This is a genomic window from Hymenobacter aerophilus DSM 13606 (assembly GCF_000382225.1).
Classification (GTDB): Bacteria; Bacteroidota; Bacteroidia; order Cytophagales; family Hymenobacteraceae; genus Hymenobacter; species Hymenobacter aerophilus.
In genome coordinates this window covers 130,411-142,991 of record NZ_KB907807.1, presented here as the reverse complement: position 1 = coordinate 142,991, position 12,581 = coordinate 130,411, and the positions used below count along the sequence as shown (strand labels likewise).

The following is a 12,581-nucleotide window of genomic DNA, read 5'->3' as shown; positions in this document are numbered from 1 at the left end:
TGCTGGAATCAAGAACCTAAAAATCAGCGCAATCACGATTAATCAGCGCAAATCAGTGATCAAATGATCAGGCGCACGCCGCCCAGCTCGGAAATCTGGTAGGGGAACCGGTCGCCGGGCGAACCGATGAACATGAAGTTTTTGGGCACGTTCCACTCGCGGGAGAGTTGGTCGATGAGCTCGGGGCCGAAGTGGCCGGGCATGGCCACAAAATCCACCCGAATCTGGTCGTAGGCGCGGTCGAGCACCTCAATGTCCTTGAGCAGCTCGGGCGAGTAGGTTTCGCCCTCGCGCAGCAGCGTCACAATTTTGAGACGGTTAGTGAACTCGTTTTCCACCACGTAGGCCATCACCTTGTTCAGGTTTGAAACGTTGTCGCCCTTCGTGAAAAACACGAACTCCTGCTGGTGCAGCTCGCGGGTGGCCTTTTGCACCTGCAGGCGGCTGAAGCGCGACACGCCGGGGTACTTGTGGGCAAAGGAAGTGGCAGCGGCCAGAATCAGCTCCAGAATAGAGGCCCGGTTGAGCATGATGTACACAATGGCCATCGAGGGCAGGAAGTACTGCAGGAAAACAATCAGGAACTTGGGGTTGAGCTGCACGTTGCCGTAAAGCGCTATCAGCACGCTGATCAGGGCCACCGTCACTGTGAGAATACCGGCGTAGATGGGCCGCGGCAGGTTGGGCCGCTTGCTCTTGAGCAGGAAGTTGCCCACGGCAAACAGCGCCATCACCGACAAAAACGAAATGGTGTACACGCCGGCTAGCGGCTTAATGTCGCCGTTGGTGATGAAGAGCACCGAAGCGCAGAGCAGGAAAAAGGTAACCAGGATGATGTAGTTGCTCTGGCGGGCGTTTTCCTTGAGGAAAAACTGGGGCAGGATGCGGTCGAGGGCCATGCGCTTCATCAGGCCGCTCACGCCCACAAAGCTCGTGAGCACGGCGCCGCTGAGCACGGCCACGGCATCGATGGAGATGAGCGTACCCAGCCACGGGCCGCCCGTAACCTCGCCCAGGTATGAAAGCACCGTTTCGGCGTGCTCCTCGACGCTGATAATGGGCAGCGCCGAAATGGCCAGAAACGCAATAACCGGGTTGAAAAAGCTCACCACCACCCACATGTTGCGCAGCGTTTTCGGAAACACGCCGTCGGCCTGCTCCTCCACGAAGTTGGCCGAGCTTTCGAAGCCCGAAATGCCCAGCATGGCCGCGCTGAAACCAAAGAACAGGGCCGTTATAAGGCTGCCGCCGGGAATGGGGGCCGAGAAGTTGAGCGAGAACGTGCTCATGTCGTGGGTAAGCAGAAACCAGATGGCCGTGCCCACCAGCACCGTCAGCGTCACCAGGTGCGTCAGGAAAATAGCCACCGCCACCTTCGCCGACTCCGAAATACCCAGGATGGTGAGGGCCAGAAACAGGCCCAGCAGCGCCAGGGTGGCGTAGTTGATGTTGAACCCGTCCCAGAGCGTGTGCAAATAGTGCATAGCCTCGGCGGCCGAAATAACGGCCGTGGCCATGTAGGAGAGGATGGTCAGGCAGGCGGCCAGCGCGGCGTTGCGCTTGCTGGTGGTATTGAGCAGCACGTTGTAGGCGCCGCCGTTGAGGGGCAGCGCGCCCACCACCTCGCCGTAAATCTTGCGGAACAGAAACAGCACCGCCGCCACCATCAGCAGGGCCACGAAGGCGTACTGGCCGGCGTAGGCAATAGCCAGCGCCGAAACATAGAGGCAGGACGAGGATATGTCGTTACCGCAAATGGCGGTGGCTTCCAGTTCGGTTAGCTTCTTGTGATGCGTGCTCATAAACGGGGGTGGGATGGGTAATAGAGGTTTTCAGGGAATAAACCGGAGCCCCCAAGCCGGGTAGCTGGCGGCGGGGCCGGATTCTAAGGTAGACTTTTTTCGGGCCGGCCGCCGGCCGAACCATCGGTCTGGGCGGGCTGTTTCGCATACGGAAAGTTCTATCTTTGAATCTGATTCCCACGTAAAAAATTGCCTTATGTCTTCTGAAGCTGACGTTCTCTCGCCCCAGGCCAAAGCCCACTCCGCCCAGCGCGGCTCCACCAACGCGGCCGGTTTCACCGACTATTTCGACCTCGACGGCCTGCTGACCGAGGAGCACAAGCTCATCCGCCAGAGCATTCGTGATTTCGTCAAAAAGGAAATCAGCCCCAACATCGAGAAGTGGGCCCAGCAGGCGCACTTCCCCAGCGAAATGGTGCGCAAGTTCGGCGAGGTGGGCGCGTTCGGCCCCACCATCCCCACCGAGTACGGCGGCGGTGGCCTCGACTACATCAGCTACGGCCTGATTATGCAGGAAATTGAGCGCGGCGACTCGGGCATGCGCTCCACGGCCTCGGTGCAGGGCTCCCTGGTGATGTTCCCGATTTACGCCTACGGCTCGGAGGAGCAGCGCCGCAAGTTTCTGCCCAAGCTGGCCAGCGGCGAGTGGCTCGGCTGCTTCGGCCTCACCGAGCCCGACCACGGCTCGAACCCCGGCGGCATGACCACGAACATCAAGGACATGGGCGACTACTACCTGCTGAACGGCGCCAAGCTCTGGATTTCCAACTCGCCCGAGTGCCAGGTAGCCGTGGTGTGGGCCAAAAACGAGGAAGGCCGCATCAAGGGCCTCATCGTGGAGCGCGGCATGGAAGGCTTCACGACGCCCGAAATCCACAACAAATGGAGCCTGCGCGCCAGCACCACCGGCGAGCTGGTATTCGACAACGTGCGGGTGCCCAAGGAAAACCTGCTGCCCGGCATCGACGGCCTCAAGGGCCCGCTCAGCTGCCTCGATTCGGCCCGCTTCGGCATTGCCTGGGGCGCTATCGGCGTAGCTATTGACTGCTACGAGTCGGCCCTCAAGTACAGCCTGGAGCGCGAGCAGTTCGGCAAGCCGATTGCAGCCTTCCAGCTCCAGCAGAAAAAGCTGGCCGAAATGATTACCGAAATCACCAAGGCCCAGCTGATGGTGTGGCGCCTCGGAGTGCTCAAAAACGAAGGCAAGGCCACCAGCGCCCAGATTTCGATGGCCAAACGCAACTCCGTCGAAATGGCCCTGCACATTGCCCGCGAAGCCCGCCAGATTCACGGCGGCATGGGCATCACGGGCGAGTACCCCATCATGCGCCACATGATGAACCTCGAATCCGTCATCACCTACGAAGGTACCCACGACATCCACCTGCTGATTACGGGCGCCGATATCACCGGCATCCAGGCATTCAAGTAAAGAGAGAAGGTGCATAAGTTCAAACGGCCGTTCTGGAAGCAGAGCGGCCGTTTTCTATAATTTTCGGATATGAATAAGGTGTTGCTCATTTTGATAATAGTGCTAGTTAGCTCTGTAGCCGCGTGTGCTCAAGTACCTGTTGCGCAATTCTATAAACTTGCTGATGCAGTACTTGATGGATTAAGGCCAAACGCAATTTCTTCTGTAAAAAGGGGAGATGATGGATATTATTATTGGCGCAACACTCCTGCAGATACGCCAACCGTACGCCTTCTGTTGCTAGACCACGCGTACGGTGATAGTCAGGTTTCTGGGCGCTTCATATCGGCTAACCAAGGCACTGAGTGGTACGCAGGGTTGCGTAAGTATTTTTCAGAGCGCGACATTGCCTCATTTCAGCAGCAACTACCGGCGGCCCATAGCTTCACCTTTGAGCAGGCTTATATAAAGTACGATTGGGTGCATGTCATAAGCCAGGATACGATCCGAGCTATTGATGGTAGGACGTCAAAGAAAGGGCAAATAGTATCATTAGATCCTAGAGGAGATTATCTTTCAAAGCACTATGGTAACTGGCAACTATTCAGTATTTCCGGAATGCTATTTTCTGAGGATGGCAAGCGGGCAATGGTCGAAGTCGGTTACGGGACTGGTATGGATGTGTGGATATATGAGAAGATAAAGGGCCAATGGCACAAGAAAGTTGCTATCTACTCGATGGTTCGGTAGAAAGACTATTCCGTTGTTGTAAATATCTTTTAAAATAGAAACAGCTCGCGTCTTTACCGCAGCGCATCAAACGCGTACTGGGCGCTGCTCCAGAACGCATCCAGCGCCACCAGCCGGGGCTTGAAGAAGGGGATAAGCCGGGGCCAGTCGTCGCGCGCGAACAGGTTGGCGGGGCGCAGCTCCTGGTAGATGCGGGCCAGCGGTTGCCCGCTGTCGTTGACGGCGGCCGGCTCCCAGGTCCAGGCTTCGCCGGTGGCTTCTTCCAGCAGCGGCCGTAGCTCCCGGAACTGCTCGAAGAACAGCTCACGCAGGCCCGCGTCGGGGTGGGTAATTTCGATGCCGATGGTAGCGTGGCGGTTGTCGGCGTGCAGGCGGAAGTACACGTGCTTGAGGCCGGTTTTATAGTTCATCCAGTTCACCAGCCCGCCATCGGCCGACGGTACGGGCTGCATGTACTGGCCCAGCGTGGTCCAGAAGGCTTGGCGGAGTTGGGTGGCTTCGGTCTTGCTATACATAGGCGGGCAAAGGTAGCGGGTGGGCGGAGGAGGGCGGCCGAACCCGGGCAAACGCGGCCCGCGCTGCCGGGTTGCGCAAACCGGCGCGACCCAAACCCGATTTGCTGCGTAGTTTAGGGCCTCACTACGCCTTCCTCCCATGTCCAAATCAGCCCCCGCCAACGCCCTGGTGCTGCTCGAATGCCTCGTGGCCGGCACCACGCACCGCCCCGGCCTGCGCGAGTTCGAGCCGCAACTGCTGCCCGGCCAGCTGCTGGCCCTCACCCGCGAAGCCGACAGTTCCTACGACGATTGGGCCGTACGCGTGCTCACCAGCGGCCCCGGCGAGGCGTTCTGGCTCGGCTACCTGCCCGAGGGCCGCAACGAAACCGTAGCGCGCCTGCTCGATGCCGGCTACCCGCTCGCGGCCCGCCTCACCCACAAAGCCTGGGAAGACGAGTGGCTGCATCTGGAAATTGAAGTGCTGCTGGAGCGGTAAAGCGCGGTAGTCCAATAACGAAACGGTCATTCAGAGCGCAGCGAAGAATCTCGCGTGCCAAAGTAATTCCTTACGGTAGGATTACCATTGCACGCGAGATTCTTCGCTCCGCTCTGAATGACCGTTCTTATACAGTTCACCGTCTACAGCAAATCGGCCAGGGCCAGCACCTGCTGGCGGGCCTGCGCTATTTCGGGGTGGTCGGGGAAATGCTGCTGCACCCAGCGCGTGAAGCCGCCGACGATGCTGCCCACGGCCTCGCGGTTGCTGGCCGGCGCCGGCTCGCTGGCCCGCCGCTCCTCGTCCGATAGGGTCGGGAAGGCGTCTTCCAGCCCGATATGGCTCATCAAATCCGACACGAACACCATACCGCAGACCTGCAGGGCCTGGTAAAGCTGCACCACTTCGGGCATCGTGAGAGGCAGCGGCTCGTGGGGCTGCGCGTGGCCGAGCCGGGCAATCAGCGGCTCCAGCGCCGCGGGCTGCAAGTGGGGCAGCGCCCGCACGGCCTGCGCAAACGGGTGGTCGGTGTCCTGCGGCAGACTGACGGCCAACAGCAGCGCCAGCCTCATAATGTGCAGCTGCGGCGGCAGCGGCCGCAGCTCCGCCACGGGCCGCGCCGCCAGCTGCCCGGTCAGAAATCCGGCAAATGCTTCCTCCAGCGCCAAGCGGTGCAGGCCCAGCGAAGCCGCCCCCGCCGGGGCCGCTACGTGCTCTTCCAACTGCCCCAGAAAGGCCTCGCTCAGCTGCCGGCAGTAGGCGAGCAGTTGGCCCAGCTGCTCCTCGGTAATATCCATAGCCTGCCGCACGTAGGCCAGCACCGGCGCCGCCAGGCTGGTTTCCAGCGTCAGGCCACCCAGCAGCAGCAGGTGGTACACGGCCAGCGGCTCCTGCCGCAGCGCTGCCAACAGCTGCGCTTGGCTGCTGATACCGTTTAGCCGTTGTATCATAGGTACATCGAGGCCGCTAAGCTGATGCATACGGCTGGTATTGGGGGTAGCGGGCCGGCTCAGCAATTCCAGCGCGGCCATGCCGTGCAGGTTCAGGGTGTGGGTGAGTTGGGCGTAGAAATCGGCAGGCAACGTATCGAGCCAGGAGTTGGAAGCGGGCATGAGCAAGGCGACGGGTTGAGGCCGCAAGGTACGCCATGGACCCCTGCAAAGCCGATAAGGGCCGTTGCTGTTTCCAGTTTTGCTAAAGAAATTAGTTGTATTCAAAATAGCCACTATTTTTTGCTAAAAAAGGCACCAAGGCCCGCGGCAAAGTGTTACCTTTCGACACGCTGAATTATTGCCCGACTTATGCGCGAACCGCTCCTGACGGGTGGCACCGACCACTACGACGCCACCGATAAAGACATTGACAAGGCCCTGCGGCCACTTTCCTTCGACGACTTTGCCGGCCAGGACAAGGTGGTGGAGAACCTGAAGGTGTTCGTGGCCGCCGCCAAGCGCCGCGGCGACGCCCTCGACCACGTGCTGCTCCACGGCCCTCCCGGTCTGGGCAAAACCACCCTCTCGCACATCATCGCCAACGAGCTCGAAGCGGGCATCAAGATGACTTCGGGCCCGGTGCTCGACAAGCCGTCCGACCTGGCCGGCCTGCTCACCAACTTGGAGCCCCACGACGTGCTCTTCATCGATGAGATTCACCGCCTGAACCCGGTGGTGGAAGAGTACCTGTACTCGGCGATGGAGGATTACCGCATCGACATCATGCTCGACTCGGGCCCCAACGCCCGCTCGGTGCAGATTTCGCTGTCGCCCTTCACGCTCATTGGCGCCACTACGCGCTCGGGCATGCTTACCTCGCCGCTGCGGGCCCGCTTCGGCATCAGCTCGCGCCTCGAATACTATGATGCCAAGCTACTGACCAGCATCGTGGGCCGCTCGGCCGAAATTCTGGCCACGCCCATTGAGGATGAGGCGGCCTACGAAATTGCGCGCCGTTCGCGCGGCACCCCGCGCATCGCCAACAACCTGCTGCGCCGCACCCGCGACTTTGCCCAGATTAAAGGCACCGGCACCATCACCCAGGACATTGCCCAGTTTGCCCTGGCCGCCCTCGACGTGGACGCCCGCGGCCTCGACGACATGGACAAGCGCATCCTGACCACCATCATCGACAAGTTCAAGGGTGGACCCGTCGGCATCACCACCATCGCCACGGCCTGCGGCGAGGAGGGCGAAACCATCGAGGAAGTCTACGAGCCGTTCCTGATTCAGGAAGGCTACATCAAGCGCACCAGCCGCGGCCGCGAAGCCACCGAAGCCGCTTACGAGCACCTGGGCCGCACCATGCCCCAGCACCTGCGCGGCAACTCGGCCACCGGCGAGCTGTTCAGCTGATATATTAACGTAAAGTTGCTGTCATCCTGAGCATGTCGCGTAGCAAGCGAGGACGAAGGACCTTGTCACCCTGAACAGAACGATAATCGCAGTTCTATTCAGGGTGATAAGGTCCTTCGTCCTCGCTTGCTACGCGACATGCTCAGGATGACGTATTTTTGTCGTTTCCTAAGTGCCCCGCCCATGCTGCCGACCGCCCACTACACTGCTTTCATCAAACGCCGGGCGGCGGAGTTGGGCTTTATGTACTGCGGCATTTCAGAGGCCGGATTTCTGGAGGAAGAAGCGCCGCGGCTCGAAAACTGGCTCAACAAGAACATGCACGGCCAGATGGCCTACATGGCCAACCACTTCGACAAGCGCCTCGACCCGCGGCTGCTCGTCGATGGGGCCAAATCGGTGATTTCGCTGCTGCTCAACTACTACCCGCCCCCGGAAACCCAGCAGCCCGACGACACGCTCAAAGTCAGCAAATACGCCTACGGGCGCGACTACCACTTTGTCATCAAGGACAAGCTAAAGGAGCTGTTGCACGATATGCAGCAGGAGATAGGGGAAGTGGGCGGCCGCTGCTTCGTCGATTCGGCGCCGGTGCTCGATAAGGCCTGGGCCAAGAAGAGTGGGCTGGGCTGGGTGGGCAAAAACTCCAACCTGATTACGCCCGGCACCGGCTCGTTCTACTTCATTGCCGAGCTGATTGTGGACGTGCCGCTGGACTACGACGGCCCCATCAAAGACTACTGCGGCACCTGCACCAAGTGCCTCGACGCCTGCCCTACCCAGGCCATTACCGAGCCTTACGTGGTGGATGGCAGCAAGTGCATCAGCTACTTCACCATCGAATTGAAGGACCAGATTCCGCGCGAAGTAGAAGGCAAATTCGGCAACTGGATGTTCGGCTGCGACATCTGCCAGGACGTGTGCCCCTGGAACCGCTTTGCCAAGCCCCATCAGGAGCCCCAGTTCAACCCGCACCCCGCCCTGAAAGACCTCAGCCGCGGCGACTGGCAGGAAATCACCCACGAGCTGTTTTCGGAGCTGTTCCGGCAGTCGGCCGTGAAACGCACGGGCTACGCGGGGCTGCAGCGCAATATTCGGTTCGTGACGGATGGGCAGGATACCGCTACGCCCGCAACTCTGGACTGAGCTAAACCAAAAACGCAAGGGCCGGGCAGCGCCACCAAGTAGGTGCGGTGCCCGGCCCTTGCGCTGCCGGCTGCCTGGGGAGCGGCCGGGAAGGGGGCTCAGCCCACGGCCGGCTGACCGAATACGCGGTTCAGCAAGCGGTGGTAAACGCGGGAAAATTGTTGGTAGCACCAGCTTTTAAGTTCCAGCCAATCGGCCGGCACCAGGTTGCGCAGGGCTTTGCGCAGTTCCTTTTCAAAAAGGATTTTGTCGAAGCTGACTTTCAGCAGAATAGTTTTAGCATACTCCAACATGGCGTTGACTAATTTGGGGTGGGAAAGGTGAAAAAGAGCGGAGGGGAAAAAGGTGGAACAATGAGTTTGTGCAGCTAAACTGCCCCTTTTACGGTCGCCACAAAAAAAGGCTGAACATGGGCCGAAGCAAGTACGCTGCGTTCTTGAAAGATACAAAAAATTGCCGGACAGATGCAAGCCCGGGCATTGAGTAGACTTGGGACAGAAAAACTAAAAGCGGCCGAAGAAACGCCAATTGCGCTTCTCCGGCCGCTTGTGCTTCCCGGCTACCAGGCCGGAACTAGTAGGTAAACAGCGCCGCCACGTCGGTGGCCACTACGGCGTTGGCGGGCTCGTCGAACGCCTCGGCCACTTTGCGCAGAATGGCTTCGGGGCTGAGCGGCGGCGTGGCTACGTTGATGGGCAGCGTGGAGTTGAAGGGCACCGAAGTCAACGCCCCGTTATCGGCCGCGCTGTAGGCCTGGACGCTGTTCGACTCGCCCGCATAAACGCGGGCCACGGCCGTGCCCGTCGTGCCTACGGGCGCATCGTCGGGGCTAATCCAGCTTTTTACCGTGGCGCCGCGTTGCCGCCGCAGGGTGCGCAGGTGCGAGGCGTGGCGGGCTTCCACCGTGTGGCTGCGTAGCAGCAGCTCGCTCAGGTAGATATCAGCGCGCACAAACTCCACCTGGGTTTTATACACCCGCACGGCCGCATCCTTCAGCACCTGGGCCACCAGCAGGTAGGTGTCGGGGTTGGTTTGGATGTCGGGGTAGAGGGCGGCGCGGGCGCCGTTCTGGCTGCCCGTAAAATCGTAGCGCGGGGCGGCGGGCAGCGTGGCCCCGCCGTCGGTAATCAGCTGCGAAACTAGGGCCACGCGTTGCACCTCCTGCTCCCGAATCACCTGGATGCCGGTTTTTTCGGCGGCCGTGAGGGGCAGGGCGGTGTAGCCGGGCACGAGGCCCAGGGCCCGCGAGTGCAGCTCGTTGCCGAGGGCGGCCAGTTGGCGTACCAGCAGCAGCACATCGAGGCGGGTACGGGTATCGAGGGTGCCGGCGGTGGCGGGCTGGCTGAGGGCGCCGAGCAGCAGGCCCGGCAGCAGCGCGGTGCCGGCCTGGCCCAGCCGGCCCAGGGCAGCGCGGCGCGCGCCAGCCGGTTGGGGCGCAGCAGCAGTCGAATCGAGGTCGGCCAACCGGGCCAGCAGGTTCAGAAAGTCCATGAGAAAGGAAAAGCGGGGCTTAAAGCAGCATCAGGTTGTCGGCCACCAGCACTGCCGGTACCAGCGGAGAAAGCAGCGTAGCTACCTCCACGGGCGTCTTCACCGTGTCGAGGCTGGCCTGGGAGCCGGTGATGGCAACTACATCGGGGCCGGCGAAGGAGTTGGGCTCGGCCTGGTCGCGCACAAAGGCGGCGTGGCGGGCCTTCACCGAGGCAATTTTAAGTAGCAGGCGCAGGTAGCTGAGGTTGCGCAGCCGCCGGCCCAGCCCGTTGTAGGCGCCCACACCAAGGTCTTCCAGCTTGCTGGCCGCCTCATACACACCTTTGCGCGTGGTGAGGGTGTAGGGGGTGAAGTTGAATTCCAACGCCTTCGTCAGGTTGCTATCGTAGGCATTGGTCGACAGCACCGATTTGTAGAACTCGCGGTAAATAACCGCGTGGTCGCGCATATCCACGAAGGCCTCCTTGTCGGCGGCGGTGAAGTCGGCGGGGGGCGTGGTCACCAGCTTCTGGTAGAAGTCGGCCTGAATCTGGGCCAGCAGGTAGGTCAGGTTGAAGATGCCCGTGTCGTCGCCCTTGAACGTCAGCGTGCCGGTGGTAACCTCTGGGGTCGGGGTAGGGTTGTCCTCCTTTTTATCGTTGCAACCGGCCAGAACCAGTGCCGAAGAAGCGGCCGTAGCGCCGGCTACCCGCAAGAAAGTGCGGCGGCGCAGGGCCCGGCCCGAAAATGAAGTGTCTGCCAAATCAGCCATACGCGAAAATAAACCCGAAAAGCGGCAACCCAACGCAGGCTGCCAGCTCCCGGCGGGCAAAGGTACTTCTTTGAACCGGGATGCTCTGTTGCCACGATACCAATACCGGCCGAAAGGTTGCGTAGCCGGCCCGTATAGTTGCAACCAACCTGCATTAACCGGCAAACCGCTCCGAATAGGCTGCGGGGGGCAGACCCAACAAAACAGGCTGCCCTTTACGGAGCAGCCTGTTTCAAAAGCAAGCCAAAAGGCTTGGCGCAATTTATTCTACCAAGCCACCAGCGCGCTTAGTGTCGAGCACCTCAGCCATGGTCAGGACTTCGTCAAACGAAGCCGCAGCGTCGTTGGCCGAGTATCCCGAGCCAAGCTTGGTGATATCGACTTTCGATTGTACAGTGTTGTCTTCGCGGGGCGAGGTTTCGCCGGTGTACACCGGACCCAGCGGAGCCGGCAGATTCGAGTCGGCGGCCGGAATCCAGGGCGTCTGCATGCGCATGGTGCGGATGTGGGCGGCGTGGCGGGCTTCTACTGAGTGAATCTGGAGGGCTACCTGCAACAGGCTGGTAGTACCGGCCACCTGCCCCATCAGGGCGCCAGCCTGGCCTTTGTAGGCCCGTACTCCGGTGTCTTCCAGCGCCTGGGCTACTACCAGCTGCGTGGTATAGTCAGCCGGGAAAGCCGACGCCTTGAACTTCTTGCCCGTTACCGGCGTGCCTTTGAGGGCCGTGATGGTGTCGGTAAGAAGCTTTACGTGCGCCGTTTCGTGCTTGTAGATGGTGTCGATGGCACCGGCCGGAGCACCGGCGGGTACTTTGCCGGCATCTTTCATCTTCTTGTAGAAGTCCTGCTCCAGCAGTTCCAGCGTCAGGGCGTAGTTCAGAACTTCAATAACACCGGTGCCGGTAGTCTGGCCGTAGGCTTTCGAGAACAGCGAAGCCACGAAAACCGGGGCGGCAGCCAGGGCACCTTTCTGAGCAGTGTTGCCAAGGCTCTTGAATACGGCCCGGCGCGAGTCGAAGCGGCCCAGTACGTCGGCGTCTACTTCCGACAGTTGTTCGATAATGCGAAGTATGTTCATGATGAAGTCTCGTTAAAAGGAAGGGAGGAATTACTTGCCGACTTTCGAAGCGTCGAGCTTCACTTTGAGGTAGCCCGAAGCAGCCGTGATAACTTCGACCGGCTCCATGGCCTTGTCCAAGCCCATAGAATCAACTACTTCCTCATTGGCAAACGAGCCGTTGGAAATCAGGTCGCGCACATAAGCGGCGTGGCGGGCTTCCACCGATACAATTTTGCCGGCAATTACCAGGTAATCCGCCTTCTTGATGTACTTGCCGGCACCGTTGTAGGCGGCTACGCCCAGGTCCTCGAAGGCCTTGGCAGCACCCAGCACCGAAGCGCGCTTGGTGAAATCAATGGAACTGAAGTTCAAGTCAGCCGCCGTCAGGGTTGGGATAATCTGGTTGGGCGCATCGCGGGTGATGGCAGCCTTGAAAAAGTCGCGGTGAATGGCTTCGTGGGCCGCTACCTGATTAAAGTAATTCTTCTCCACGTCCGCAAAATCAATAGCTGGGGTAGCCTTTACCTGGGCGTAGAACGCGGCTTCGAGCTGCTCCAGGGCGTAAGCGTAGTTGAGCACGCCCACGTCGCCCGAGCCCAGGCTGATGGTGCCGTCGTTGGGCACCACATTGGTGTTTTCGTCGTCGTCGCAGCCCGAGAGCAGCAGGGCCGTGGCACCGGCCGTGGCGCCGGCGTACATGAAGAACGAGCGCCGCTTGATGGGCGTGTACAGCGGCTTGGCGAATTCCGCCTCTTCGCTGGCATTTTGCTTGATGTTGGACATTGGGAAATAAGTTTGGGTGAAAAAAGGCAATAAGGGTCTGCCCGCC

General features: G+C 60.4%; 13 protein-coding genes. 5 read left to right on the top strand and 8 right to left on the bottom strand.

The window, feature by feature from the left end; translation table 11 throughout:
* Nucleotides 1-59: 59 nt before the first annotated feature.
* A complete protein-coding gene (locus H145_RS0108105; protein WP_019947641.1) occupies nt 60-1,802 on the bottom strand; it encodes an APC family permease in 1,743 nt (580 codons plus the stop codon).
* 196 nt (nt 1,803-1,998) lie between these two features.
* On the opposite strand from H145_RS0108105, the gene H145_RS0108100 reads away from it, so the two are divergent.
* The gene (locus H145_RS0108100) at nt 1,999-3,234 is read left to right on the top strand and encodes an acyl-CoA dehydrogenase family protein (RefSeq protein WP_019947640.1); all 1,236 of its coding nucleotides are present in this window, start codon (nt 1,999-2,001) and stop codon (nt 3,232-3,234) included.
* Nucleotides 3,235-3,303: 69 nt separating this feature from the next.
* Nucleotides 3,304-3,963 carry a hypothetical protein gene (locus tag H145_RS0108095; protein WP_157541368.1) on the top strand — a complete coding sequence of 220 codons (660 nt, stop codon included), beginning with the start codon at nt 3,304-3,306 and terminating at the stop codon, nt 3,961-3,963.
* 53 nt (nt 3,964-4,016) lie between these two features.
* Here the strand turns inward: H145_RS0108095 and H145_RS0108090 are convergent, their stop codons facing one another.
* A complete protein-coding gene (locus H145_RS0108090; protein ID WP_019947638.1) occupies nt 4,017-4,478 on the bottom strand; it encodes a DUF4268 domain-containing protein in 462 nt (153 codons plus the stop codon).
* Nucleotides 4,479-4,617: 139 nt separating this feature from the next.
* On the opposite strand from H145_RS0108090, the gene H145_RS20495 reads away from it, so the two are divergent.
* A complete protein-coding gene (locus H145_RS20495) occupies nt 4,618-4,956 on the top strand; it encodes an HIRAN domain-containing protein (protein WP_019947637.1) in 339 nt (112 codons plus the stop codon).
* Between the two features lie 143 nt (nt 4,957-5,099).
* Here the strand turns inward: H145_RS20495 and H145_RS0108080 are convergent, their stop codons facing one another.
* Nucleotides 5,100-6,068, bottom strand: coding sequence for a hypothetical protein (locus tag H145_RS0108080; RefSeq protein WP_019947636.1), 969 nt, complete (start codon nt 6,066-6,068; stop codon nt 5,100-5,102).
* A gap of 189 nt (nt 6,069-6,257) precedes the next feature.
* On the opposite strand from H145_RS0108080, the gene ruvB reads away from it, so the two are divergent.
* Both ruvB and queG read left to right on the top strand, forming a co-directional pair.
* Complete coding sequence (gene ruvB / locus H145_RS0108075; protein ID WP_019947635.1) at nt 6,258-7,304, top strand: Holliday junction branch migration DNA helicase RuvB; 1,047 nt, start codon at nt 6,258-6,260, stop codon at nt 7,302-7,304.
* Nucleotides 7,305-7,487: 183 nt separating this feature from the next.
* Nucleotides 7,488-8,450, top strand: coding sequence for a tRNA epoxyqueuosine(34) reductase QueG (gene queG, locus H145_RS0108070; protein WP_019947634.1), 963 nt, complete (start codon nt 7,488-7,490; stop codon nt 8,448-8,450).
* A 98-nt stretch (nt 8,451-8,548) separates the two neighbouring features.
* Here the strand turns inward: queG and H145_RS25020 are convergent, their stop codons facing one another.
* The 5 genes from H145_RS25020 to H145_RS0108045 form a co-directional block, all read right to left on the bottom strand.
* On the bottom strand, nt 8,549-8,743 hold the full coding sequence (locus tag H145_RS25020) for a hypothetical protein (RefSeq protein WP_019947633.1): 195 nt from the start codon (nt 8,741-8,743) through the stop codon (nt 8,549-8,551).
* Between the two features lie 280 nt (nt 8,744-9,023).
* Complete coding sequence (locus tag H145_RS22685; protein WP_019947632.1) at nt 9,024-9,941, bottom strand: ferritin-like domain-containing protein; 918 nt, start codon at nt 9,939-9,941, stop codon at nt 9,024-9,026.
* 19 nt (nt 9,942-9,960) lie between these two features.
* Nucleotides 9,961-10,692 (bottom strand): ferritin-like domain-containing protein, encoded by a 732-nt coding sequence (locus tag H145_RS20485; protein ID WP_019947631.1) that lies wholly within the window; start codon nt 10,690-10,692, stop codon nt 9,961-9,963.
* Nucleotides 10,693-10,954: 262 nt separating this feature from the next.
* Nucleotides 10,955-11,770 carry a ferritin-like domain-containing protein gene (locus tag H145_RS0108050; RefSeq protein WP_019947630.1) on the bottom strand — a complete coding sequence of 272 codons (816 nt, stop codon included), beginning with the start codon at nt 11,768-11,770 and terminating at the stop codon, nt 10,955-10,957.
* Between the two features lie 30 nt (nt 11,771-11,800).
* Nucleotides 11,801-12,535, bottom strand: coding sequence for a ferritin-like domain-containing protein (locus H145_RS0108045; RefSeq protein WP_019947629.1), 735 nt, complete (start codon nt 12,533-12,535; stop codon nt 11,801-11,803).
* Between the last annotated feature and the right edge of the window lie 46 nt (nt 12,536-12,581).

Bases quoted from the DNA above. Each gene is read 5' to 3' on its own strand.
- H145_RS22685 (WP_019947632.1), bottom strand. From the start codon at position 9,941: ATGGACTTTCTGAACCTGCTGGCCCGGTTGGCCGACCTCGATTCGACT.
- ruvB (WP_019947635.1), top strand. From the start codon at position 6,258: ATGCGCGAACCGCTCCTGACGGGTGGCACCGACCACTACGACGCCACC.
- H145_RS20485 (WP_019947631.1), bottom strand. From the start codon at position 10,692: ATGGCTGATTTGGCAGACACTTCATTTTCGGGCCGGGCCCTGCGCCGC.
- H145_RS0108100 (WP_019947640.1), top strand. From the start codon at position 1,999: ATGTCTTCTGAAGCTGACGTTCTCTCGCCCCAGGCCAAAGCCCACTCC.
- H145_RS0108045 (WP_019947629.1), bottom strand. From the start codon at position 12,535: ATGTCCAACATCAAGCAAAATGCCAGCGAAGAGGCGGAATTCGCCAAG.
- H145_RS0108050 (WP_019947630.1), bottom strand. From the start codon at position 11,770: ATGAACATACTTCGCATTATCGAACAACTGTCGGAAGTAGACGCCGAC.
- H145_RS0108105 (WP_019947641.1), bottom strand. From the start codon at position 1,802: ATGAGCACGCATCACAAGAAGCTAACCGAACTGGAAGCCACCGCCATT.
- H145_RS0108095 (WP_157541368.1), top strand. From the start codon at position 3,304: ATGAATAAGGTGTTGCTCATTTTGATAATAGTGCTAGTTAGCTCTGTA.
- H145_RS25020 (WP_019947633.1), bottom strand. From the start codon at position 8,743: ATGTTGGAGTATGCTAAAACTATTCTGCTGAAAGTCAGCTTCGACAAA.
- H145_RS0108090 (WP_019947638.1), bottom strand. From the start codon at position 4,478: ATGTATAGCAAGACCGAAGCCACCCAACTCCGCCAAGCCTTCTGGACC.
- H145_RS20495 (WP_019947637.1), top strand. From the start codon at position 4,618: ATGTCCAAATCAGCCCCCGCCAACGCCCTGGTGCTGCTCGAATGCCTC.
- H145_RS0108080 (WP_019947636.1), bottom strand. From the start codon at position 6,068: ATGCCCGCTTCCAACTCCTGGCTCGATACGTTGCCTGCCGATTTCTAC.
- queG (WP_019947634.1), top strand. From the start codon at position 7,488: ATGCTGCCGACCGCCCACTACACTGCTTTCATCAAACGCCGGGCGGCG.